General features: G+C 44.3%; 19 protein-coding genes. 6 read left to right on the forward strand and 13 right to left on the reverse strand.

Going from position 1 to position 22,076, the window contains the following annotated elements; genetic code table 11:
* Positions 1 to 28: 28 nt before the first annotated feature.
* The 7 genes from acpP to yceD all read right to left on the reverse strand — a co-directional run bounded on the left by acpP (position 29) and on the right by yceD (position 4,917).
* Positions 29 to 262: an acyl carrier protein gene (gene acpP / locus AC3CH3_RS10245; RefSeq protein WP_004737381.1), complete on the reverse strand. Its 234-nt coding sequence runs from the start codon at positions 260 to 262 to the stop codon at positions 29 to 31.
* Positions 263 to 428: 166 nt separating this feature from the next.
* Positions 429 to 1,163, reverse strand: coding sequence for a 3-oxoacyl-ACP reductase FabG (gene fabG / locus AC3CH3_RS10250; RefSeq protein WP_026084209.1), 735 nt, complete (start codon positions 1,161 to 1,163; stop codon positions 429 to 431).
* Positions 1,164 to 1,188: 25 nt separating this feature from the next.
* Positions 1,189 to 2,112, reverse strand: coding sequence for an ACP S-malonyltransferase (gene fabD, locus AC3CH3_RS10255; RefSeq protein WP_488537097.1), 924 nt, complete (start codon positions 2,110 to 2,112; stop codon positions 1,189 to 1,191).
* A gap of 80 nt (positions 2,113 to 2,192) precedes the next feature.
* Positions 2,193 to 3,143: a beta-ketoacyl-ACP synthase III gene (locus tag AC3CH3_RS10260; RefSeq protein ID WP_010437276.1), complete on the reverse strand. Its 951-nt coding sequence runs from the start codon at positions 3,141 to 3,143 to the stop codon at positions 2,193 to 2,195.
* A 5-nt stretch (positions 3,144 to 3,148) separates the two neighbouring features.
* Positions 3,149 to 4,174 carry a phosphate acyltransferase PlsX gene (gene plsX, locus AC3CH3_RS10265; protein ID WP_017062152.1) on the reverse strand — a complete coding sequence of 342 codons (1,026 nt, stop codon included), beginning with the start codon at positions 4,172 to 4,174 and terminating at the stop codon, positions 3,149 to 3,151.
* A gap of 9 nt (positions 4,175 to 4,183) precedes the next feature.
* Positions 4,184 to 4,354 carry a 50S ribosomal protein L32 gene (rpmF, locus tag AC3CH3_RS10270; protein ID WP_004737376.1) on the reverse strand — a complete coding sequence of 57 codons (171 nt, stop codon included), beginning with the start codon at positions 4,352 to 4,354 and terminating at the stop codon, positions 4,184 to 4,186.
* Positions 4,355 to 4,389: 35 nt separating this feature from the next.
* A complete protein-coding gene (gene yceD / locus AC3CH3_RS10275) occupies positions 4,390 to 4,917 on the reverse strand; it encodes a 23S rRNA accumulation protein YceD (protein WP_017062153.1) in 528 nt (175 codons plus the stop codon).
* 149 nt (positions 4,918 to 5,066) lie between these two features.
* On the opposite strand from yceD, the gene AC3CH3_RS10280 reads away from it, so the two are divergent.
* Positions 5,067 to 5,648 (forward strand): Maf family protein, encoded by a 582-nt coding sequence (locus AC3CH3_RS10280; RefSeq protein WP_017062154.1) that lies wholly within the window; start codon positions 5,067 to 5,069, stop codon positions 5,646 to 5,648.
* 272 nt (positions 5,649 to 5,920) lie between these two features.
* Here the strand turns inward: AC3CH3_RS10280 and rluC are convergent, their stop codons facing one another.
* Positions 5,921 to 6,865, reverse strand: a complete 945-nt coding sequence (rluC, locus tag AC3CH3_RS10285; RefSeq protein ID WP_017054981.1) for a 23S rRNA pseudouridine(955/2504/2580) synthase RluC — start codon at positions 6,863 to 6,865, stop codon at positions 5,921 to 5,923.
* A gap of 618 nt (positions 6,866 to 7,483) precedes the next feature.
* Between rluC and rne the strand changes: the two genes are divergently transcribed.
* A complete protein-coding gene (gene rne / locus AC3CH3_RS10290; RefSeq protein WP_488537098.1) occupies positions 7,484 to 10,639 on the forward strand; it encodes a ribonuclease E in 3,156 nt (1,051 codons plus the stop codon).
* Positions 10,640 to 10,897: 258 nt separating this feature from the next.
* The gene (locus AC3CH3_RS10295) at positions 10,898 to 12,445 is read left to right on the forward strand and encodes a SulP family inorganic anion transporter (RefSeq protein WP_019823563.1); all 1,548 of its coding nucleotides are present in this window, start codon (positions 10,898 to 10,900) and stop codon (positions 12,443 to 12,445) included.
* Positions 12,446 to 12,558: 113 nt separating this feature from the next.
* On the opposite strand, the gene AC3CH3_RS10300 is transcribed toward AC3CH3_RS10295, so the two are convergent.
* Positions 12,559 to 13,008, reverse strand: coding sequence for a low molecular weight protein-tyrosine-phosphatase (locus AC3CH3_RS10300; RefSeq protein ID WP_488537099.1), 450 nt, complete (start codon positions 13,006 to 13,008; stop codon positions 12,559 to 12,561).
* A gap of 84 nt (positions 13,009 to 13,092) precedes the next feature.
* Here AC3CH3_RS10300 and cobO point away from each other — a divergent pair, with 84 nt between their 5' ends.
* A complete protein-coding gene (cobO, locus tag AC3CH3_RS10305) occupies positions 13,093 to 13,698 on the forward strand; it encodes a cob(I)yrinic acid a,c-diamide adenosyltransferase (protein ID WP_048610567.1) in 606 nt (201 codons plus the stop codon).
* A gap of 220 nt (positions 13,699 to 13,918) precedes the next feature.
* On the opposite strand, the gene AC3CH3_RS10310 is transcribed toward cobO, so the two are convergent.
* The 3 genes from AC3CH3_RS10310 to apbC form a co-directional block, all read right to left on the reverse strand.
* Positions 13,919 to 16,045, reverse strand: a complete 2,127-nt coding sequence (locus AC3CH3_RS10310) for an AsmA family protein (RefSeq protein ID WP_102363460.1) — start codon at positions 16,043 to 16,045, stop codon at positions 13,919 to 13,921.
* Between the two features lie 106 nt (positions 16,046 to 16,151).
* Positions 16,152 to 16,793, reverse strand: coding sequence for a uridine kinase (udk, locus tag AC3CH3_RS10315; protein WP_004734002.1), 642 nt, complete (start codon positions 16,791 to 16,793; stop codon positions 16,152 to 16,154).
* A 257-nt stretch (positions 16,794 to 17,050) separates the two neighbouring features.
* Entirely contained in the window at positions 17,051 to 18,127 is a 1,077-nt protein-coding gene (gene apbC, locus AC3CH3_RS10320) for an iron-sulfur cluster carrier protein ApbC (RefSeq protein ID WP_016787172.1), read from the reverse strand.
* A gap of 157 nt (positions 18,128 to 18,284) precedes the next feature.
* Between apbC and metG the strand changes: the two genes are divergently transcribed.
* Positions 18,285 to 20,345 carry a methionine--tRNA ligase gene (gene metG, locus AC3CH3_RS10325; protein ID WP_017062160.1) on the forward strand — a complete coding sequence of 687 codons (2,061 nt, stop codon included), beginning with the start codon at positions 18,285 to 18,287 and terminating at the stop codon, positions 20,343 to 20,345.
* 220 nt (positions 20,346 to 20,565) lie between these two features.
* On the forward strand, positions 20,566 to 21,045 hold the full coding sequence (locus tag AC3CH3_RS10330; RefSeq protein ID WP_010437231.1) for a YehS family protein: 480 nt from the start codon (positions 20,566 to 20,568) through the stop codon (positions 21,043 to 21,045).
* A gap of 115 nt (positions 21,046 to 21,160) precedes the next feature.
* On the opposite strand, the gene fadR is transcribed toward AC3CH3_RS10330, so the two are convergent.
* A complete protein-coding gene (fadR, locus tag AC3CH3_RS10335) occupies positions 21,161 to 22,000 on the reverse strand; it encodes a fatty acid metabolism transcriptional regulator FadR (RefSeq protein WP_019823572.1) in 840 nt (279 codons plus the stop codon).
* Positions 22,001 to 22,076: the final 76 nt, after the last annotated feature.

The following is a 22,076-nucleotide window of genomic DNA, read 5'->3' on the forward strand; positions in this document are numbered from 1 at the left end:
GGTCGAGGTGACCGCCTGGGAGAGATTATTACTGAGCGCTAGTTACGTAATCGATAGCTGCTTGAACAGTAGTAATTTTCTCAGCTTCTTCATCTGGGATTTCAGTGTCGAATTCTTCTTCTAGAGCCATTACTAGCTCAACTGTGTCTAGAGAATCTGCACCTAGGTCATCAACGAAAGAAGCTTCGTTTTTAACTTCAGCTTCGTCTACACCTAGCTGTTCAACAATGATTTTCTTTACGCGTTCTTCGAGGTTGCTCATTTTTTCTTTTCCTTTACAGAGTTCGCTTTATGCGATGTTTTCCGTAGTTTATTCAATCTATTGAAAGTTGCAAGGTCAACTTTTCTGGTCAAACCACAATTTTCACGATTTTAACCGAAATTACGTATGATCTTGACTTAAATCATGCACAAATGTTGCACATAATTTACACCATGTACATACCGCCATTGACGTGAAGTGTTTCACCTGTGATATAAGCTGCCGCAGGTGACGCCAAAAATACCACAGCTTCAGCGATTTCGCGAGGGTCACCTAGTCGACCTGCTGGTACATTCGCCAAAGTTGCTGCACGTTGGTCATCATTTAGCGCTTTAGTCATGTCTGTTTCGATAAAACCAGGCGCTACAGTGTTTACTGTAACGCCACGAGACGCAACTTCACGAGCCATTGATTTAGTAAAGCCAATTACACCAGCTTTTGCAGCTGCGTAGTTAGCTTGACCAGCGTTACCCATAGTACCAACTACAGAACCAACGTTAACAATACGGCCTTGACGCTTCTTCATCATGCCACGCAATACAGCTTTAGACATGCGGAAAATAGGCGTTAGGTTAGTATCAATGATGTCGTTCCACTCATCGTCTTTCATACGCATAAGTAGGTTATCACGAGTGATACCAGCGTTGTTAACTAGAATGTCAATCGCACCAAATTCATCGTTGATGGTTTTCAGTGTAGCAGCAATTGAGTCAACATCAGTGACATTAAGAGCAAGACCTTTACCATTCTCACCCAGATACTCACTGATTGCAGCTGCGCCGCCTTCAGAAGTAGCTGTACCGATAACTTTAGCACCACGCTCAACTAAAAGTTCAGCGATTGCACGACCGATACCACGGCTTGCGCCTGTAACTAGTGCAACTTTGCCTTCTAAATTCATCATAACTTCTCTATTAAGTGGTTATTTACTTAGCAGCTTCTAGTGATGCAGTGTCGTTAACTGCAGCAGCTGTCATAGTTTTTACGATTCGTTTTGTTAGGCCAGTAAGAACTTTACCTGGACCTAATTCTAGTAGTTTCTCTACGCCTTGTTCGTTCATTGCCTGTACACCTTCAGTCCAACGAACTGGGCTGTATAGCTGACGAACAAGTGCATTTTTGATTTTCGCAGGGTCTGTCTCAGCAATAACATCAACGTTATTGATAACAGGCAGTGCTGGCGTATTGAACTCTAGCGCTTCTAGAGCAACCGCTAGTTTGTCTGCTGCCGGCTTCATCAGTGCACAGTGAGATGGCACAGAAACAGGCAAAGGAAGCGCACGCTTTGCGCCGGCTTTTTTACATAGTGCACCAGCACGCTCTACCGCCGCTTTGTTACCTGCGATAACAACTTGGCCAGGAGAGTTAAAGTTAACTGGAGACACAACTTCGTCTTGCGCAGCTTCTTCACACGCTTTAGCAATCGCTTCATCGTCAAGACCGATGATTGCGTACATTGCTCCAACGCCTGCAGGAACGGCTTCTTGCATCAGCTGACCACGTAACTCAACCAATTTGATCGCTTCTTTAAAGTCGATGACACCAGCACAAACCAGTGCAGAGTACTCACCTAAGCTGTGACCTGCTAAGTTTGCAGGTTGCTCTAGGCCAAGCTCTTGCCATACACGCCAAATTGCAACAGACGCTGTTAATAGAGCCGGTTGAGTGCGAAAAGTTTCATTTAGATTTTCTACAGGACCATCTTGAACCAATGCCCATAGATCGTAACCAAGTGCTTCTGAAGCTTCAGCAAATGTCTTTTTAACAACATCATACTGTTCGCCTAGGTCAGCAAGCATACCGATAGCTTGAGAGCCTTGGCCTGGGAATACGATAGCAAATTTGCTCATTGTAATTTTCCTTTAAGCAAAGCAAAAAATTGAATAAGGCACATAAGTTATGTGCCTTGTTTGTTGATTATCGCTTGGAGTTAGAATTTAACTAACGCAGAACCCCAAGTGAAGCCGCCGCCAAATGCTTCAAGTAGAAGCGTTTGACCACGTTTAATTCGCCCGTCGCGAACAGCCTCATCAAGGGCCGTTGGTACGGTAGCTGCCGACGTATTGCCATGCTTATCAAGAGTAATCACAACTTGGTCAAGCGACATTGTCAGCTTTTTAGCCGTTGCGGAGATAATACGGTAGTTCGCTTGGTGTGGAACTAACCAATCAAGCTCTGACTTATCCATATTATTCGCAGCTAATGTGTCTTTAACTAGCTTAGAAAGCTGAGTTACCGCCACTTTGAATACTTCGTTGCCCGCCATGTGCAGCCATTTGTCTGCATCACCGCCGCGCTCTGGTACTTCTAAGCTTAGAAGCTCACCATATTTACCATCAGAGTATATGTGAGTAGACAAAATACCTGGCTCTTCGCTTGCGCCTACAACCACCGCGCCTGCAGCATCACCAAATAAGATGATAGTAGAGCGGTCAGTCGGATCACAGGTTTTTGACAGTGCATCCGCACCGATTACCAAAACGTTTTTACACATACCAGTCTTGATATGTTGATCAGCAACAGACAATGCATAGACAAAGCCAGAACACGCCGCAGCTAAATCAAACGCAGGGCAGCCTTTGATACCAAGCTTACCTTGTACCTGACATGCCGAAGACGGGAATGTATGGCTACTGCTGGTTGTCGCAACGATGATTAAATCAATATCTTCTTTGTCGATACCTGCCATCTCAATGGCATTCTCAGCAGCGTAAAACGCCATATCCGCAACGGTTTCGTTTTCCGCTGAAATACGACGCTCTTTAATACCTGTTCTAGCAACGATCCACTCATCGCTAGTCTCTACCATTTTCTCTAAGTCTGCGTTAGTACGCACCTGAGATGGCAAGTAGCTGCCAGTACCTAAAATTTTGCTATACATGAAGACTAATAATGCCTCTCGAGTAAAACCGCTTCCAAACGATCGCTAATGCGGCTGGGGACTTGTCGTTTGACCTCGTGTACTGCTTCACCAATCGCGTTGACGACTGCAGACACATCAGCACTTCCATGACTTTTAATGACAATGCCGCGCAATCCTAACAAACTTGCGCCGTTATACTGGTCGGGGTTCAAGGTTTTTAATTCAGTAAATAGCTCAGAAAACAACATTCTGGCGATCCAACCCTTTATTGTTGAAGCCATCATGCGCGTTTTTAGCTTATCAATAAAGAGCTGAGCCGTACCTTCGCACGTTTTTAAGCAGACATTGCCCACAAAACCATCACATACGACGACATCAGCAGCATCTTGAAGTAATTGATTACCTTCAATATAGCCTATGAAGTTCACAGACTGAGTATTAGACAACATTTCAGCGCATCGTTTTACAAGGTCATTGCCTTTAATTTCTTCTGCGCCGATATTCAAGATAGCGACACGTGGTGCGCGACCTAAATGCTGTTCGGCTAATGCACTACCCATGACAGCAAACTGAAAGAGTGAATCTGCGTCACTAGAAACGTTCGCCCCTAAATCAAGCATCCATGTGCGATTTCCGGATGCAGTAGGCAAAGCTGAAACCAATGCAGGCCTATCAATACCGGGAAGGAGTTTAAGTCGGAAACGGGACAAAGCCATCAATGCGCCAGTGTTACCACCACTCACACAAGCATCAGCCTGTGATTCGGCAACCAGATCGATAGCAGCACGCATAGAGCTACCCTGACTATTACGTAAGGCTAGTGAAGGTTTTTCAGAATTAGAAATGACTCGATCACAATGCTGGATGCTCAAACGAGAATCAGGCATTCGACCTAATGAAGATAATTGAGATGTGATCGCGTTTCGATCACCTATGAGAATGACTTTTAGCTCTGGGAAATACGACAGTGCCTGCACGGCGGCAGGCACTGTTACACGAGGACCGAAGTCCCCGCCCATTGCATCAAGCGCAACGGTTAGATTTTGCAAAGGTCAACCTTACTTGTTGATAACCTTTTTGCCGCGGTAGAAACCTTCGGCAGTCACGTTGTGACGTAGGTGAGTTTCACCTGAAGTTGCGTCTACAGAAAGTGCAGCTGTAGTTAGCGCATCGTGTGAACGACGCATGCCACGCATTGAACGTGATTTCTTGCTCTTTTGTACGGCCATTGACCCTACTCCTATGTAAATTCTTAAAGAAGCAATTACTTCTTTAAGCTTTTTAAAACATCAAATGGATTCGGCTTTTTGTCTTCCTCAATTTCTTCAGGAAGTTCACCAAACACCAAGTTATTTGAGTTAACGCTACATTTCGCATCGTCGTGCATTGCTATTTGTGGCAATCCAAGGATGAACTCGTCTTCAACTAATTGAATCAGGTCTAACTCACCGTACTCGTTCAGATCTACCAAATCGTACTCTTCCGGTGCTTCCTCTTCACTTTTCTCACTGTAAACAGGAGTATAAGTAAATTGGACATCGCACTCATGTGCGAAAACCTCATTACAACGTTGACACTCTAAATCGACTTCGACGTTAGCTTTACCAGAGATAACGACTAATCGTTGTTCATCAAGCCCAAATGACATTGAGACTTGCGCGTCACGTTTTACGCCTTCAGTTGCTTCAGTTAAACGCTTCAAAAGACTGACCTGAATGATACCATCCATATCGAGTCGTTTTTGAGCCGTTCTTGCCGGATCAACTGTACGCGGTATTTTTTCCTTTTGCATAGGGCGCGAATCTTATCTTCCAAATCGTGTTTAGTCAAAGGAAATGGCAAAAAAAATGTACTTTCCTGCCTTTCCTATTCAGAGCATTATGAATAGCAGGACAAGTTACGTTATCCTGAGATAAATGCTTCCTTGAATTGTAAATTAAAATGAGAAATTACCAACTAGTTTTAGCCTCTACATCACCATTTAGGCAAGAGATCCTCAAAAAACTACAGTTAAGCTTCATTACAGCCAAGCCAGACTGCGATGAAACGCCGCTTCCAGAAGAGACACCACAACAGTTGGTGATGCGCCTTGCTGAGACCAAAGCTAAGTCTTGTGTTGTGGAGCAACCTAGCTTAGTCATTGGTTCTGATCAGGTTTGCGTAATTGATGGAGAGATCATTGGTAAGCCTCACACTCGAGAAAAAGCGATCGAGCAGCTATCTCGTCAAAGCGGCAAGAGCATTACTTTTTATACTGGGCTTTCGGTTTGGAACAACGAAACCAATGAAGCTGACACGCGTCTCGACACCTTTGTAGTGCATTTCCGCGATTTAACTAAGCAACAGATCATGAGTTATGTTGAGAAAGAGCAACCTTATTACTGCGCAGGTAGCTTTATGTGTGAAGGGTTAGGCATCGCGTTGTTTAAACAGATGGAAGGGAAAGACCCAAATACTTTGATCGGCTTACCGTTAATCGATCTAGTCGATATGTTAGAAGCGCAAGGAATGGGTGTACTATAACGGATACGCTCTCTTTGTTAGAGATTCCCTACTCCTTCCTTCGTCGGTCTAGGGAATGGCGGAACACGCAATTTTATCTAACCAACTAATGATATAGAGCGTGATTTTAAAAAGTCGTCATCCTCAAGAGCGACCATTGAGCGACTTGGGGATCTTCTACAATAGATAAAAACAAAAAAGGTTGACGATATTCGTCAACCTTTTCCATTTGATGCGTCTGATACTCAATTCACGAAAAATATCGTATCTCGTATCTCGTATCTCGTATCTTCTTAAAGCTTACGTAAACCAGTTAGGGCTTTCTCTAGCCTTCTTTCCATTGGCGCCGAGATATCCATCTTCTCTTCACTACCTGGGTGTGTGAACTTGATGTTTGCGGCATGTAGGAACAGACGATCAAGACCAACCTTGCCCGTGTAAGCGTCAAAACGACGATCACCGTAGCGATCATCCCAAGCTATTGGGTGACCAGTATACTGAGCGTGCACACGAATTTGGTGTGTACGGCCTGTAATTGGGCTAGCTTGAATCAACGTCGCCTCTTGGAATTTTTCTAAAACCTTAAAACGGGTTTCAGAAGCTTTACCATTCGGGTTAACTCGAACAATGCTGTTCACTTCGTTTTTTAACAAAGGTGCGTTGACGACTTTGCAGCTGTTCTTCCATTCGCCCATAACTAAAGCGAAGTAGTATTTTTGAACCGTTTTTTCACGGAACTGTGCTTGAAGGTGTCTTAGCGCCGAGCGCTTCTTAGCAACAAGCAAAATGCCAGACGTATCTCTATCGATACGGTGCACTAATTCAAGAAAACGAGCATCAGGGCGAAGAGCACGTAATGCTTCAATCGCGCCAAACTTTAATCCGCTACCACCATGAACAGCAGTGCCAGACGGTTTGTTAAGAATTAGCATGTGATCATCTTCATAAATGATGCACTGTTCTAATTCTGAAACCTTGTTGAGTTTCGTGCTCGGCACGTTCTCTTCTGTTTTCTCTTCAATAGTAACCGGAGGGATACGAACTAAATCGCCAGCTTTTAGTTTGTATTCAGCCTTGATGCGTTTTTTATTTACGCGGACTTCGCCTTTACGCACGATTCGGTAAATCATGCTTTTCGGGATGTTTTTTAATTGGTTGCGTAAGAAGTTATCAATACGCTGACCAGCCATATCTTCGTCAATGTCGACGAATTGGACTTGGGTTCTAATTTCGCTCATTGCGCTATTGTATCACTGTCACTTTTGATAATTGAGATTTTCTTAGCCCTATTCCGAACTTATTTATCTATAATCCCTGCCGATCTATCCCTAAAAGGTCATTGAAGTTCTATATTTCTTTGATTCTTCGAACAAAAAAGCACCAAGATTCCTGCAAATTAAAATATCAATTGATAAATTATTTATAGACAGTGAGTTAGAGCTATCAAAACCCAAACAAAAACTGTTTTTTTTACAGCATTCCGACAAAGCAGATTGCTGTGTTTAACGACCGCTGCTATAGTTCACAGCTGCTATCAGTGGTTTGACTATTATTTAAACAGCTAACCATTCATAAGCAAGTAAATGAGTAGATAACTCAGATTAGACAGTGCTGCAATCGGCGTAAGACACGGTCAACTGAGTTCCTTATCGCTCTACTCACGTACACTCATGTTGAGTATTCACCGCCACATCGCGGATCATAGGCTAACTTCCTATGATGACTGACGTGCCCCAGAGCATCCCTCTCCAGCCGGGAGGCTGCACCGATAAAGCCATGGGATCTGGCACCATGAGAAACGAAATAAAGCGATAAGAACAATGATGAAAATAAGAAAAGACAATGAGAATTTCTAAATGAAAAGAATGTTAATTAACGCAACTCAAAAAGAAGAGTTGCGTGTCGCTTTGGTTGATGGCCAGCGACTGTTCGATCTAGATATCGAAAGTCCAGGTCACGAGTCAAAGAAAGCGAATATCTACAAAGGACGTATTACCCGTATTGAACCAAGCCTAGAAGCGGCATTCGTTGATTACGGCGCAGAACGTCACGGTTTCCTCCCTCTTAAAGAAATTGCCCGCGAATACTTCCCTGAAGGTTATACATACCAAGGCCGTCCTAGCATTAAAGAAGTGCTAAAAGAAGGTCAAGAAGTAATCGTACAAGTAGAGAAAGAAGAACGTGGTAGCAAAGGTGCTGCACTGACAACTTTCATCTCTTTGGCTGGTAGTTACTTAGTTCTTATGCCTAATAACCCTCGTGCTGGCGGTATTTCTCGTCGTATCGAAGGTGATGAACGCACTCAACTGAAAGCAGCATTAAGCACTCTTGAGCTTCCTCAAGGTATGGGCTTAATCGTGCGTACAGCGGGTGTTGGCAAAAGCGCAGAAGAGCTAGAGTGGGACCTGAATGTTCTATTGAACCATTGGGGCGCTATCAAGCAAGCTTCTGATTCAAATGCAGCTCCTTTCCTAATTCACCAAGAGAGTAACGTTATTGTTCGCGCAATTCGTGACTATCTACGTCGTGATATTGGCGAGATTCTAATCGACAGCAATACTATTTTTGAACGTGCTCAAGCGCACATTCAATTAATACGCCCAGATTTCATGAATCGCGTTAAGAAATACGATGGTGAAGTGCCACTATTCAGCCATTACCAGATTGAAAGCCAGATCGAATCTGCTTTCCAACGTGAAGTTCGTCTTCCATCTGGTGGTTCTATCGTAATCGACCCAACAGAAGCACTGACTTCTATCGATATCAACTCGGCTCGTGCAACAAAGGGCGGCGATATTGAAGAAACAGCACTTAACACTAACCTAGAAGCTGCCGATGAAATTGCACGTCAATTACGTCTGCGAGACCTAGGTGGTCTTGTTGTAATCGACTTTATCGATATGACTCCGGTTCGCCACCAACGCGAAGTAGAAAGCCGTCTACGTGATGCCGTTCGTTTAGATCGCGCACGTGTTCAGATTGGTCGTATTTCTCGCTTTGGCCTTCTAGAGATGTCTCGTCAACGTTTGAGCCCATCACTAGCAGAAGCAAGCCACCACATTTGTCCTCGTTGTACAGGTACTGGTGTTGTTCGTGATAACGAATCTCTAGCACTTTCTGTTCTACGTTTGATTGAAGAAGAAGCTCTAAAAGACAACACAGCACAAGTACTTGCTGTTGTGCCTGTTCCAATCGCTTCTTACCTTCTGAACGAAAAACGTCGCTCAGTAAACCACATCGAGAAAAACCAAGAAGTTAAGATCACTGTTGTTCCTAACTCAGACATGGAAACACCGCACTTTGAGGTTATCCGTGTTCGTGAAGGTGAAGAGTTCGATCTACTGTCTTACTTGCTGCCTAACAAGCTAGAAGCTCTAAAAGAAGCGGAAAGCAAAGAGCCTGCTGAACAGACTATTCGTCCTAAGAAGATCGAAGAACCTGCTCTGAAAGGCTTCGCAGCTCCTGCTCAATCAGCACCAACTCCTGCTCCAGCACCTAAAGCTGTAGAAGAGAAGAAAGCTGAACCAGCAGCGACTCAAGAACCAGGCCTAATTGGTCGTTTCTTCAAAGCTATCGGTAGCTTCTTATTTGGCTCTTCAACTCAAGAAGAGAAAAAAGAAGAGAAGAAAGAAGAAGAGAAACCTAAAAACAATCGCAACAACGGCAACCGTCAACGCCGTGATCGTAACGATAACCGTCGTCGTAACCAACGTGGTGAGCGTGGCGAACAGCGTAACGACCGTGGTGAACGTGGTGAACGTGGTGACAATCGTAACGAAAACCGTGACAACAAACGCCGTCGTAAGCCAGCTCGTGATGAGAAGCCTGAAGAGCAAAAAGAAGCAGCTCCACAGCAAACTCGTCAGCCTCGCAAGCCTAAGCAAGACCGTCGCAACAAGCCACGTGATGAGCAGAAGCAACGCGAAGAGCAAGCACCATCTAAATTAGCAGAAGAAGGTCTACAGCTAGCAGCAGAAGCACAAGCTGGTAAACCGGAAGCGCCTAAGGCTAAACCTGAAGCGAAAGCAGCTAAGATTAAAGAGCGTCGTCAGCGTCGTAAACTGAACAAGCAAGTTCGTGTTAAAGACCAACAAGCTCAAGCTGAAGATAACGCTTCAAAAGAGCAGGTTGCTGCTAAAGAACTATCTGTTTCAAAAGAACAGTCAGTAGCTCAAGAGCAAAAAGTTGCGGAACAAGTAGAAGCAACTCAAGCGAATGCAGAGCAAACTGAACAGGAAGAGCCGAAACAACGTCGTAACCGTCGTTCTCCACGTCACCTACGTGCAAGTGGTCAACGTCGTCGTCGCGGTCGTGATCGTCGCCCTAACCCATTCCGCCTACGTAAAGGTGGTGTAGCTTCTCCAGAGATGGCTATGGGTAAAGTGATGCCTCGCTTCATTCCAAAACCTCACCACAAGCAGGCAAAACCTGAAGTGGCTGAAGTTCAAGTAGCAGCTGAAGCTCAAACATCTGTTCAAGAGCAGAATGTTGCTCTAGAGACGGCACCACAAAGCAATGTAGTGATGGCTGGCGGCTTCGCATGTCCAGAGCTTGCAATGGGTAAAGTTATCATCCGTCGTGAAGATGCTGCTGTTGAAGCTCAAGTAGCTGAGACTCCTGCAGTCGTTGAAGAAGCACCAGTGGTCGTTGAAACTGCGAAAGTTGAAACTCCAGTGATTGCAGACGCGACGAAAGTTGAAGCGCCTGTTGTAGCAGAAGCTGTGCAAGCAGAAGCAACACCAGTTGTTGAAGCTGAAGCGCCTAAAGCTGAAAGTGCAAAAGTTGAAGAAGCACCTGTTGTAAAAACAGAAGCTCCTAAAGCGGCACCAAAGGCAGCAGTTGCTAAGAAGCAAGCTGGCTCACCAATGACTAAAGCTCCTGGTCCTCAAGAGATCAAAGAGATTGAAGTGATTGCAGCTCCGTTCCGCACTGAACGTTTTGTATCGAAAGGTGCAGGCAGTCAGGCAGCGTCGAACAAAGCTGGCGCGGCGATGACTAAGCCAAACTACTAGCGATTACTGATAGATAATCGCAAGTAAATAGAATCAAAGGCTGCTTATTAAAGCAGCCTTTTTCATATCTACTAATCGAATAAAAATTAACAGATATATTACTCAAAGTTAGGTTCAACCTTGAACTTAATCACATTTTTGGGTAGCATTCGCGCACTTATCTTTTCGACACTTCGCTATTGCCGCTCTTTTCCATCACTGTTTGGCTACGCAATACACCCGTGTCGGTAAATCCATCTTAAGCATAGCTGAGCAAACATGTTCGAATTCCCACAATTTTCAAAGCACTCTGTAAAGAATGACGTGCTTTCAGGTCTTACAGTAGCCCTAGCTCTGGTACCTGAAGCTGTAGCATTCGCCTTTGTTGCTGGCGTTGACCCAATGGTTGGTCTTTACGCAGCATTCATCGTAGGTTTAATCACTTCTGTCTTTGGCGGCCGTCCAGGTATGATTTCTGGTGCAACTGGCGCAATGGCCGTTGTAATGGTGAGCCTAGTGGCAACCCATGGTGTTCAATACCTATTCGCAGCCGTTATGCTGGCTGGCCTTCTGCAAATTGCAGCGGGTGTATTTAAACTAGGTAAATTTATCCGTATCGTTCCACACCCAGTAATGATTGGTTTCGTGAACGGTTTGGCAATTGTTATCTTCCTAGCTCAACTTGGTCAATTTAAAGCGCCAGACGTAACAGGTGCGTTGACTTGGTTACCAAGCGGTCAAATGACACTAATGCTAGGTCTAGTAGCCCTTACAATGGCTATCATCCACTTCCTACCTAAACTAACAACAGCAGTACCATCTTCATTAGTTGCTATTGTTACAGTAACGGCTTTGGTTGTGGGTCTTGATCTTGAAACTCGCACTGTTGTCGACTTCCTGCGTACAATGTCTGGGGACGAAGCTGCTACGCTAGCGGGCTCTCTTCCAACATTCTCAATTCCTGCTGTTCCGTTTTCTTTAGAGACACTACAGATCATCCTGCCTTACGCAATTATCCTTGCGGCTATCGGCCTGATTGAATCTCTGCTGACACTGACAGTACTAGACGAAATGACAAACACTCGTGGTCAATCTAACCGTGAGTGTGTTGGTCAAGGTATGGCTAACGTAACGTGTTCTGTATTCGGCGCGATGGGTGGTTGTGCGATGATCGGTCAATCGATGATCAACGTAAACTCAGGTGGTCGTGGTCGTCTTTCAGGTATCGTAGCCGCAGTTGCACTACTGATGTTCATCCTGTTCGGTTCTGCACTGATTGAAATGATTCCTCTAGCAGCACTTGTGGGCGTAATGTTCATGGTTGTTATCGGCACATTTGAATGGGCAACCTTCAAGCTTGCGCGTCGCGTTCCTAAGCAAGACTTCTTCGTTATCGTTCTTGTTACCGTGGTAACCGTACTGACTGACCTTGCTGTAGCAGTAGGTGTTGGTGTTGTAGCTTCAGCGCTAATGTTCGCTTGGCAACATGCTAAACACATCTACGCAGACACGTCTGTAAACGCTGAAGGCTCAAAAGAGTACAAAGTTAACGGCCCAATCTTCTTTGGTTCAACGGCTAACTTCCTAGAGTTGTTTGACGCATACAACGATCCACAAGATGTAATCGTTGATTTCGCAAACTCACGCGTGACTGACCACTCTGCTATTGAAGCGATCGACACGATTGCTGACCGTTACGCGGCGCTAGGTAAAACACTTCACCTTCGCCACCTAAGCCAAGACTGTGTTGCTATGCTGCACAAAGCGGGTAGCTTAGTTGAAGCGAACGTTGCAGAAGACCCAATCTACAAAGTAATGTCTAAGTAATCTTAGCTGTAACTTTAAGTTAGATTTAGAAAGGCCGACATTCAATGTCGGCTTTTTTATACCTATCGGTCTGCCCTTACGCTGATCACAAAACGACGAACATTCCTTCCACACTACATTGAACGCAATATCGCTTCGCTAGACTCTTCGATTAAGTCCAGTACCAACTCAAATCCGTTGTCCTCTCCGTAATATGGGTCAGGAATTTCTTCGTACTGCGACTCTCCAAAACTCAAGAACAGTGCAAGTTTATATTGTAAGTGCGTTGGACACAGACTCATTAAGTCGTCCAAATTGGCCCTATCTGCCGCGAGTATTAAGTCAAATTCTTCGAAGTCATTATCAACCACTTTACGAGAAGTAATCCCCTTAAAGCTGTAACCTCGCTTCTCTCCTGCAGATTTCGAACGCGAGTCTGGCGGGTTGCCTTGATGAAAACCAATCGTCCCCGCAGAGTCGACCACAACGTCAATATCCAACTGTTGGGCTTTCTTCCTTAGCACCGCTTCACCTGTTGGCGAACGGCAAATATTCCCCATACAAACTACGAGTATCTTTTTCATCCCTAATCACCTGTTCTTCCGATGGTTTTTGCTATCGTTAAGTTAGGCTATGATAGGCCTAATCACAACTTAAAAGGATTTGTTATGTCGACTGAAGACAACAAAGAGCAACGCCACAAAGCAAGACAACAAAAAGTAAAAGAACAAGTCGATGCTCGTGTCGCTGCAGCACAAGAAGTAAAAGGCCTATTGTTGGTCATCACGGGTAACGGTAAAGGTAAATCAACATCCGGTTTTGGTACGATTACACGTGCAGTCGGTCATGGTAAGAAATGTGCCGTCGCTCAGTTTGTTAAAGGGACTTGGGACAACGGTGAAAAGAACGTTCTCCAAAAGCTCGACGTAGAGTTCCAAGTAATGGGCACCGGCTTTACTTGGGAAACTCAAAACAAAGCTCAAGATATAGAAGCCGCACAGCGCGTGTGGAAAGAGTGTCAGCGTATGCTAGCCGATGAGTCGATTGATGTGATTCTGTTTGATGAGCTGACTTACATGGTGAGTTACGGTTACATTGAGCTGGATGAAGTGGTAGAAGCTCTAAACAACCGTCCGAAAATGCAGTCCGTGATCATTACTGGCCGTGGAGCGCACCGCACTTTAACGGACATGGCCGATACCGTGTCTGAAGTTCGTAACGTTAAACACGCTTTCGAATCTGGTGTAAAAGCGCTTCAAGGCGTGGATTGGTAATCGGACTCAACCAGAGATCCCCCGACCCGGTCATTCTCCCTCTCGAGGATGACGAAGATTCAGTGTTACTCCCCTAAATAATGGACGAGCACCTGTCGTCATTCCCTAGAGCAGGGAACGAGTGTCATAGGGAATCTCTCTAAAGTATTATAAGTACCCAAACAAAAGCGCCACTCCTAAAACAGGAATGGCGCTTCTTTTATATACGAGTTAGAAACGTTTAGTTAAAGAAGCCTTTCAATAAACCATCAACCGCTTCTTTGGTTTTTTCGTCTTTGATCTTATCCGTTAGCTTATTCACACCACGGTCAATCTCTTTCTGCGCTTTTTGCTTCAACACATCATCAAAAACAAGCGCAAATTTCGGTTCTGCCCACTGGCCAGTGACCTTGATTGGGATAGTGACATCTTTCAGGTCATCGATACTCTTACCACCCTGACCTTCTAAAGACCCAACTATCGATGTTCTCACAAGGAAATCGACTGTCTCATTGATGAAGTTTGCCTTACCTTGGCCCGTCACTCTTAAAAGCGGTGATTGAGCTGACAAGTCATTCGTTGAAACCCAGCCTTTATCCACTTTGAGTGTCGCTTTCATTGCACTGAAATCAGTCTTCTGTGCGCCATCAACTTTTTCGACCTTCTCACCCTTGATCTTGGCGTAGTTTTCTCGAATCAGCTGAGCGACATTAATACCGTTAACCGCACCATCTTCGAAATTAATCGCAATCGTACCGACTAAGTTCTGTTTAATTCCTGTTGGTGTCAAGCTTTTACCTTTGACGTCAACATCGATATTACCAGTACCTTCTAGCATATCGTTTTCAGCGACATCAACCAGTAACGGCTGAACTTTCACACCTTTGATTTTCTTCTTAGCGGTGTAAGTCGCCGGTGTATTACGTGCATCTAATCTAGCTGTTGCAGAGATAGACCCATCGTAGAGATTCGATGTAAATGAGGTTAGATCCGCGATACCACGATTAACAGAAAATGCTGTTTTAACATTCTGCATCTTCGCGTTGTTCGCTTTGAACTTATCAATCGTGATGTCACCTTTCACGTCTAACGTTTTCAGAGCCGAAAGATCAGGTTCTACTTCTTTAGTAGGAGCTGAACTATCAGAATTTGACGTTGAGCCACCAGCAGAATCAGAAGGCGCTGTGCTCGCTGTTTCTGTTGTCTTACCCAAACCTAAGAACTCATCTAAATCGATATTTGGACTATGGAGAGAGAAACGAACCTTTGGTATTTCAGATAAGGTGACGTCTGCTTTACCGTCTAGCTCGATAGCATTTGCTTGCAACTTCTCTAGCACAAAGCTCAAGTGGCTCTTATTAAGATCAAAGCTTAGGTCAGACAACATATCCACTTTCATTGGTGATTGTGGAAGCGCATCGCCTTTGAGTGTTGAATCTAACGTCAGCTTATTCAATGTGACTTTTGAAATCGCACTATCTACCGTTAGTTCACCACCACCTTTAAGATCAAGGTCAAGGCCTGCGGCGTTACCAACTACAGCATAAGTAAGTTGGTTTACCTTATCGAACTCAAACGTGTTCAAACCAATTTTTGCAGATTCAATCGACGTCGCAGGATCATTGAACTTAGCGTTTAGGTCAATATTGCGAAGTGCGTAACTTGCAAAACCTTCCGCTAATTTAAACTCAGCACTACCTTCTGCAGAGAACTTCTGCTGATTGTTTTCACCAGAGGCAGCAAAGGTCGCAGTGGTCCACGTATCAACCGCAAATTCAGACAAGTTTAAAGACACATCGTATAACTTAGTGAATGAGCCGGCTTGCTTGTCGTCCATTTCAAACAATGCGTTTGAGACAGTAACGCCCGCAAGGTTTATCGTCCAACCTGATACTTCTGTCGTACCTTGTTCTTCGGTCGCTGGCGCGGATTCAGAACGGGTATCTGCAACAGACTCAGGCTCTTGAGACGCTGATGCCTGCGTTAACGCATCGATGTTCTTACGACCATCTTTAAGGGTTTCTAAATAGAATTCTGCACCATCCAGAGTCACGTTGCCGATTTCTAGTTGGTTGCTAAATAGCGGAGTAACCGACACATCAACACCAACGTTATCAACCTTGAATAGGTTTGGTTGGGTAAATCCTTCAGGGTTACGTAATTCAGTTTGACCAAGAGCAAAGCCAATAGATGGGAAGAATTGCCAGCTGATATCACCCTCGATCACGAGCTCTAGGCCGGTGTGTTTTTGGGCTTGTTCGACAATTAATGGCTTAAATTGGTTGGGATTCACTAACAGCACTAGTGCCAGAATTGCTGCAATAACAACAAACACTGGTACAGCTATGAAAATGAGTAGTTTCTTCATCCGCATATTCCTTGCTTAGATTCCAAAAGAAAGTGGCACTATAAAAGTGCCACTGATTCGTTAAAAAATAAAGCTAAGTGAGTCACTTAGGCAAAATTTTATTCGATTAAGACTTCAACAACTTCGCAATGTGCGCTTTTAGCACATCAATCGCAATACGGTTTTTACCACCACGAGGAACGATGATGTCTGCGTGTTGTTTTGAAGGCTCGATAAACTGCATAAACATTGGGCGCACTGTTTCTTGATATTGCTTAAGTACCGTGTCCATTGTACGACCACGCTCTTCTACATCACGTTTAACACGACGTAGTAGACAGATGTCTAATGGCGTATCCATAAACACACTTGCGTGCATTAGTTTACGGAGACGCGGGTCAGTTAGAAGCAGAATACCTTCTAAAATGATCACTTTCTTAGGGGTAAGTGTAGTCGTTTCAGAAGTGCGTGTATGCTCTGTGTAACTGTATTCCGGAACTTCTACTGCATTACCACTCATTAGCTGCTGTAGATGTTCACATAAAAGATCATGATCTAGTGCATTTGGGTGATCGTAGTTAGTTTTAACACGCTCTTCCATACTCAAGTGGCTTTGGTCGCTGTAATAGCAATCTTCCGTGATAACACCAATTTGATGGTCGCCTACTTTTTCGCGCAATTCATTATAAATTGTACTAGCAATCAGACTTTTTCCTGAAGCTGAAGCGCCAGCGATACCTACGATGACACATTGATTATTATCAGACATTAATTTTGCACCCGATATGGTTTGGTGGTGGGAAGAGATAAACCGCCTGATTATAGGGGCTAAACAACATAGATTCTAGTCGCCATTTTAGCTAATTGCAGTCAAATTGATGATATCAATGCATTTAATGAATACAATCGTTTGCTTTCAAATAACTTACCTACAACTATTTGCACAACCCCAATGGCTATTTCCTAAACCCAAAAAGCCATTTATCTTACCAACCATTATTTACAAGACATTGAGAGTGGCCAACTTTATTCAACCATAGAGAAGTTAATTGCTTCCGGTCTCGCTTTTCCCGTCCAAAACATCTTCGCAGCAACATTTTCAGCAAGCTCTAGATAATGACGAGTATGTTCGCTGTCTGGGCGACGTATTACCGTTGGGCAGCCAGCATCAATGTCTTCTCGTACATCAATATGCAGTGGAATTTGCGCCAAAATATCGAGGAAAAATTCTTCAGACATAGCCTCTGCGCCACCAGCGCCAAAGATATGCTCTTTCTCACCACAATGACTACAAATATGGTAGCTCATGTTTTCGACGAGACCCGCCACAGGTACGTTCACTTTATCGAACATCGCTACACCTTTACGTGCATCGGCTAAAGCCAAATCTTGAGGAGTCGTCACGACTACCGCGCCCGTTACTGGGATCTGCTGCGACAACGTTAGCTGAATATCACCCGTGCCCGGTGGCATATCGATAACAAGGTAATCCAACTCTGGCCATACGGTTTCGTTAACAAGTTGGCCTAAAGCTTTAGCTGCCATAGGGCCACGCCAGATTGCCGCATCGTCTTTCGACACAAGATACCCAATAGAATGTGTAAAAATGCCATGCGCCTCAATTGGCATCATCCATTTATTATTCTGTACTTGTGGTCTTGCGTCTAATTGGCCAAGCATCATAGGCACTGACGGGCCATAGATATCTGCATCCAGCAAACCGACTTTTGAACCTGACTTAGATAACGCGAGCGCAAGGTTTACCGAAGTTGTTGATTTACCCACTCCCCCCTTGGCAGACGTTACCGCGATAATGTTCTTAACGCCTTTCAATGGTGTAGCGACGGTAGTTTCAAGCGCTGATGGCTTCACATTCACTTCGAATTGAAAAGCGCTGACAAGTTGCTGTTCGATCTGAGCGTTAATCCAGTATTTAAGATCAGCAGCCAGTTGATTCGCAGCAAAAGGTAAAGTAATAACAAATGATCCACGCGGATCAACCGATACAATATTTTGGTGTTGCGCCCACTCAGGAATGAGGATTGGTGATTCGAACTCATTCAACCATGAACAGAAATCTTGCTTAGAAGTAAAGTTACGCATTGAGGCTCCTTTTTTATTTATGCTATCACCCACGAGATAAAGACTGAACCCCTAAAAAACTAGGGGAATCCTTTGTCTGATACCTTGGCGTATCACACGTTATAAAGTAGTATTACCTCTCAAAATTTATACCTATCAAAAAAGCGAATTATTAAGTATGGCAACTGATCCAAGACAACTTTTGGTAACTTGTGCGCTTCCGTACGCTAACGGCTCTATTCACCTTGGTCATATGCTTGAGCATATCCAAGCTGATATCTGGGTTCGATACCAGCGTCTACGTGGCAACACTGTAAACTTCATCTGTGCTGACGATGCTCACGGCACGCCAATTATGCTTAAAGCTCAACAGATGGGTATCACACCAGAAGAGATGATCGCTGCTGTTAGTGAAGAGCACCAAAAAGACTTCGCTGGCTTTGATATCAGCTTTGATAACTACCACAGCACACACAGCGAAGAGAACCGTGAACTGGCTTCTCACATCTACCTAGAACTTAAAAAGAACGGCTTCATTTCTAGCCGTACTATTTCTCAGCTTTTCGACCCTGAGAAAGAGATGTTTCTACCAGACCGCTTCGTAAAAGGTACTTGCCCTAAGTGTAAATCAGAAGACCAGTATGGTGATAACTGTGATAACTGTGGTGAGACATATAGCCCAACTGAACTGATTAACCCTAAATCAGCGGTTTCTGGCGCAACTCCAGTAATGAAAGACTCTGAGCACTTCTTCTTCGACCTACCTCAGTTCGAAAGCATGCTTAAAGAGTGGACTCGCTCTGGCTCTCTACAGAATGAAACTGCAAACAAAATGCAGGAATGGTTTGAGTCTGGTCTGCAACAGTGGGATATCTCACGTGATGCACCTTACTTCGGCTTTGAAATCCCAGGCGAAAAAGACAAGTTCTTCTACGTATGGCTAGACGCACCTGTTGGCTACATGGCTTCTTTCAAGAACCTATGTGACAAACGTGACGATCTAAACTTCGATGAATACTGGAAGAAAGACAGCACAACTGAGCTTTACCACTTCATCGGTAAAGACATTGTTTACTTCCACAGCCTATTCTGGCCAGCAATGCTAGACGGCGCAGGTTTCCGTAAGCCAAACAACGTATTTGTACACGGCTACGTAACAGTGAACGGTGCGAAGATGTCTAAGTCGAAAGGCACATTCATCAAAGCAAGCACGTACCTAAACCACCTAGACCCTGAGTGTCTACGTTACTACTACGCTGCGAAACTAAACAGCCGCATCGATGACTTAGATCTTAACCTTGAAGACTTCACTCAACGTGTAAACGCTGACGTAGTAAACAAGATTGTTAACCTAGCTTCTCGTAACGCAGGCTTCATTACTAAGCGTTTTGAAGGCAAGCTAGCTGCTGAATTTGCAGAGCCTGAGCTATACAACGAATTCGTTGCTGCTGCTGAGCGTATCGGTGAGCTATACGAAACTCGTGAATTCAGCCGTGCTATCCGTGAAATCACTGCACTAGCGGATAAAGCTAACCAGTACATCGACGAAAAAGCACCTTGGGTTCTTGCAAAAGAAGAAGGCAAAGAAGCTGAGCTTCAACAAGTTTCTTCTGTAGGTATTAACCTATTCCGCGTGCTGATGGCTTACCTGAAACCAGTGATGCCAGAGCTTGCAGCTCGCACTGAAGCTTTCCTAAACGAAGAGCTAACGTGGGAAGCGATTGCTACTCCGCTAACTGATCACGAGATCACTAAGTTCAAAGCGCTATTCAACCGTATTGACCCTAAGAAAGTGGAAGCAATGGTTGAGTCTTCTAAAGAAGATGCAGCCGCTGAAGCAGCAGCGAAAGAAAAAGCAGAAGCTGAAAAAGAACAAGCAAGCCAAACTGAGCTAGACAAAGAGCCAATCGCAGACGAGATTGAGTTCGATGCCTTTGCTGCAGTAGACATGCGTATTGCTCGTATCATCTCTTGTGAAGAAGTACCAAAAGCGAACAAACTACTGAAGTTCCAACTGGACATCGGTGGTGAGACTCGCCAAGTATTCTCTGGTATCAAATCAGCATACAAACCTGAAGAGCTAGAAGGCAAGCTAACTGTAATGGTAGCCAACCTAAAACCTCGTAAGATGAAGTTTGGTATGTCTGAAGGCATGATCCTAGCAGCGGGCCCTGGCGGCAGCGACCTATGGATCCTTGAGCCACACGAAGGTGCTCAACCTGGTATGCGTGTAATGTAATTCTGGCTCCTGTCAGATAACAAACACTCATCACTAAATCCCTAATGCATTTTGACTTGAAAGAGTGAATCAGCATTGGGGATTTTTTATATCTACCGAAAATTAGCGTTCTCTGTTAGAGTCGCCGTCAACTATGCTATGTAGAGTAGAAATTGGTTCGTCGACAAAAATAGGCGAAACCAGCACCTCTTTACTCTAAAACCCTTTTTAGGAATTCCCAGTGACTAACAACGAAATCTTGCGTCGTATTCAACACGCACTAAACCTTAAAAATGCACAAATCATCAAAGCTATCGAACAAGCTGATGTGACCGTTGCTCATGACCAAGTGATAAACTGGCTAAAAGACGACAACGACAAGTCATGCTCTAAGATGAAAGATAAAGAGTTAGCGGTATTCCTAAATGGTTTCATCAACCTTAAGCGTGGCAAAAAAGAAGGCGAGCAACCTAAACCTGAAGTTGCACTGACGAACAACATGATCTTCATGAAGCTTCGTATCGCATTAAACATGAAAGCAGAAGATGTTTTGGACGTGCTAGAAGTGGTTGGCATTAGCTTGAGCAAGTACGAAATCGGCGCTTACTTCCGCAAGCCAGAAAACAAAAACTACAAAGTGTGTGAAGACCAACTGCTTTGCGACTTCCTAAATGGCGTTCAGTTTACTAACCGCCCTGACTCAGAAGAGTTTGCCGGTTAAAAACAACCTACTGATAAACTAGCCAGATTCTTAATAAATAAAAAGCGGCGAGATAATTGTATTATCTCGCCGCTTTTTTGTTCTTTGTTTAACGCTATTTAGTTAGCCCAAAAGATTAGCTATCGTCTTCAGTGAAGTTCGTTGGCAACGTTGTTTTCATTTCGTTCCAAACCTGCGCACTTGCGATACCGTAATTACGGATCACCAATGGCAAGTTTTCACGTTGGCCGCTCTCACAGATAACGAACAACTCTTTATAGAAGTCCATCGCTAAACGTCGTGCTTCTGGGTTAGAGAAGTAGTAGCTACCAATACGGTCATACAGTTTACGTACACCGTTGAAGATCAGGCCGTAAATTTGGTTGCCTGAATGGAATGCTAAACGTTGGAAAAGCATGTAATCGTAGAAGTTGAAAGTCTTCGCGATTAAGATCGTTTGACGTTTCGCTTCATCTTTCTCAGAATCTTCTTTTACAGCTTGCTTAATCTTGTCTGCGTATGGCGATGATTCTAAGAACTCATCCCATGTAGGTGCCGCAAGTAGCGCTTCACAAGATTCAATCACGTTACTAATAGTACGCTCTGAAGCTTCTTTGTTTGCTTTGAATGCATAACGCATAAAGATCGGGCTGATATTAGTACGGGCAGCAAGTAAGTCTTCTACCATCTTGCTTGCGTTATCAACGTCCAACGTCATTAGCGTATCAAGGATATGAAGACCTGATGTCTCCATAAACTGATTAACTTTGGTTGGTTTGCCGTGTTGGATTGTCAACCAACCATCACGAGCAAGACGTTGAAGTACTTCACGAAGCGTAGTACGTGTAACGCCAATTAGCTCAGAAAGCTCACGCTCTGCTGGCAAGATAGAACCTGGAGGGAAACGGCCATTCCAAATACTTTCAATGATATACTTTTCTGCAAATCCTGCCGGGCTCTTCGCCTTAATGACCATCTACACTTCAATCCAATTTAATTATTCTGTTCTAATTTACTCATCATACCACTAGTTAACACCTAGCGGAAACACC

Source organism: Vibrio sp. QJM3NY_35, assembly GCF_057785915.1.

What these genes read in the sequence shown, in the direction of transcription:
- rpmF (WP_004737376.1), bottom strand. Translation starts at nt 4,354, where the DNA reads ATGGCCGTACAAAAGAGCAAGAAATCACGTTCAATGCGTGGCATGCGT.
- yceD (WP_017062153.1), bottom strand. Translation starts at nt 4,917, where the DNA reads ATGCAAAAGGAAAAAATACCGCGTACAGTTGATCCGGCAAGAACGGCT.
- metG (WP_017062160.1), top strand. Translation starts at nt 18,285, where the DNA reads ATGGCAACTGATCCAAGACAACTTTTGGTAACTTGTGCGCTTCCGTAC.
- AC3CH3_RS10260 (WP_010437276.1), bottom strand. Translation starts at nt 3,143, where the DNA reads ATGTATAGCAAAATTTTAGGTACTGGCAGCTACTTGCCATCTCAGGTG.
- fabG (WP_026084209.1), bottom strand. Translation starts at nt 1,163, where the DNA reads ATGAATTTAGAAGGCAAAGTTGCACTAGTTACAGGCGCAAGCCGTGGT.
- rluC (WP_017054981.1), bottom strand. Translation starts at nt 6,865, where the DNA reads ATGAGCGAAATTAGAACCCAAGTCCAATTCGTCGACATTGACGAAGAT.
- AC3CH3_RS10300 (WP_488537099.1), bottom strand. Translation starts at nt 13,008, where the DNA reads ATGAAAAAGATACTCGTAGTTTGTATGGGGAATATTTGCCGTTCGCCA.
- cobO (WP_048610567.1), top strand. Translation starts at nt 13,093, where the DNA reads ATGTCGACTGAAGACAACAAAGAGCAACGCCACAAAGCAAGACAACAA.
- rne (WP_488537098.1), top strand. Translation starts at nt 7,484, where the DNA reads ATGAAAAGAATGTTAATTAACGCAACTCAAAAAGAAGAGTTGCGTGTC.
- apbC (WP_016787172.1), bottom strand. Translation starts at nt 18,127, where the DNA reads ATGCGTAACTTTACTTCTAAGCAAGATTTCTGTTCATGGTTGAATGAG.
- acpP (WP_004737381.1), bottom strand. Translation starts at nt 262, where the DNA reads ATGAGCAACCTCGAAGAACGCGTAAAGAAAATCATTGTTGAACAGCTA.
- fabD (WP_488537097.1), bottom strand. Translation starts at nt 2,112, where the DNA reads ATGAGCAAATTTGCTATCGTATTCCCAGGCCAAGGCTCTCAAGCTATC.
- AC3CH3_RS10280 (WP_017062154.1), top strand. Translation starts at nt 5,067, where the DNA reads ATGAGAAATTACCAACTAGTTTTAGCCTCTACATCACCATTTAGGCAA.
- AC3CH3_RS10310 (WP_102363460.1), bottom strand. Translation starts at nt 16,045, where the DNA reads ATGAAGAAACTACTCATTTTCATAGCTGTACCAGTGTTTGTTGTTATT.
- udk (WP_004734002.1), bottom strand. Translation starts at nt 16,793, where the DNA reads ATGTCTGATAATAATCAATGTGTCATCGTAGGTATCGCTGGCGCTTCA.
- fadR (WP_019823572.1), bottom strand. Translation starts at nt 22,000, where the DNA reads ATGGTCATTAAGGCGAAGAGCCCGGCAGGATTTGCAGAAAAGTATATC.
- AC3CH3_RS10295 (WP_019823563.1), top strand. Translation starts at nt 10,898, where the DNA reads ATGTTCGAATTCCCACAATTTTCAAAGCACTCTGTAAAGAATGACGTG.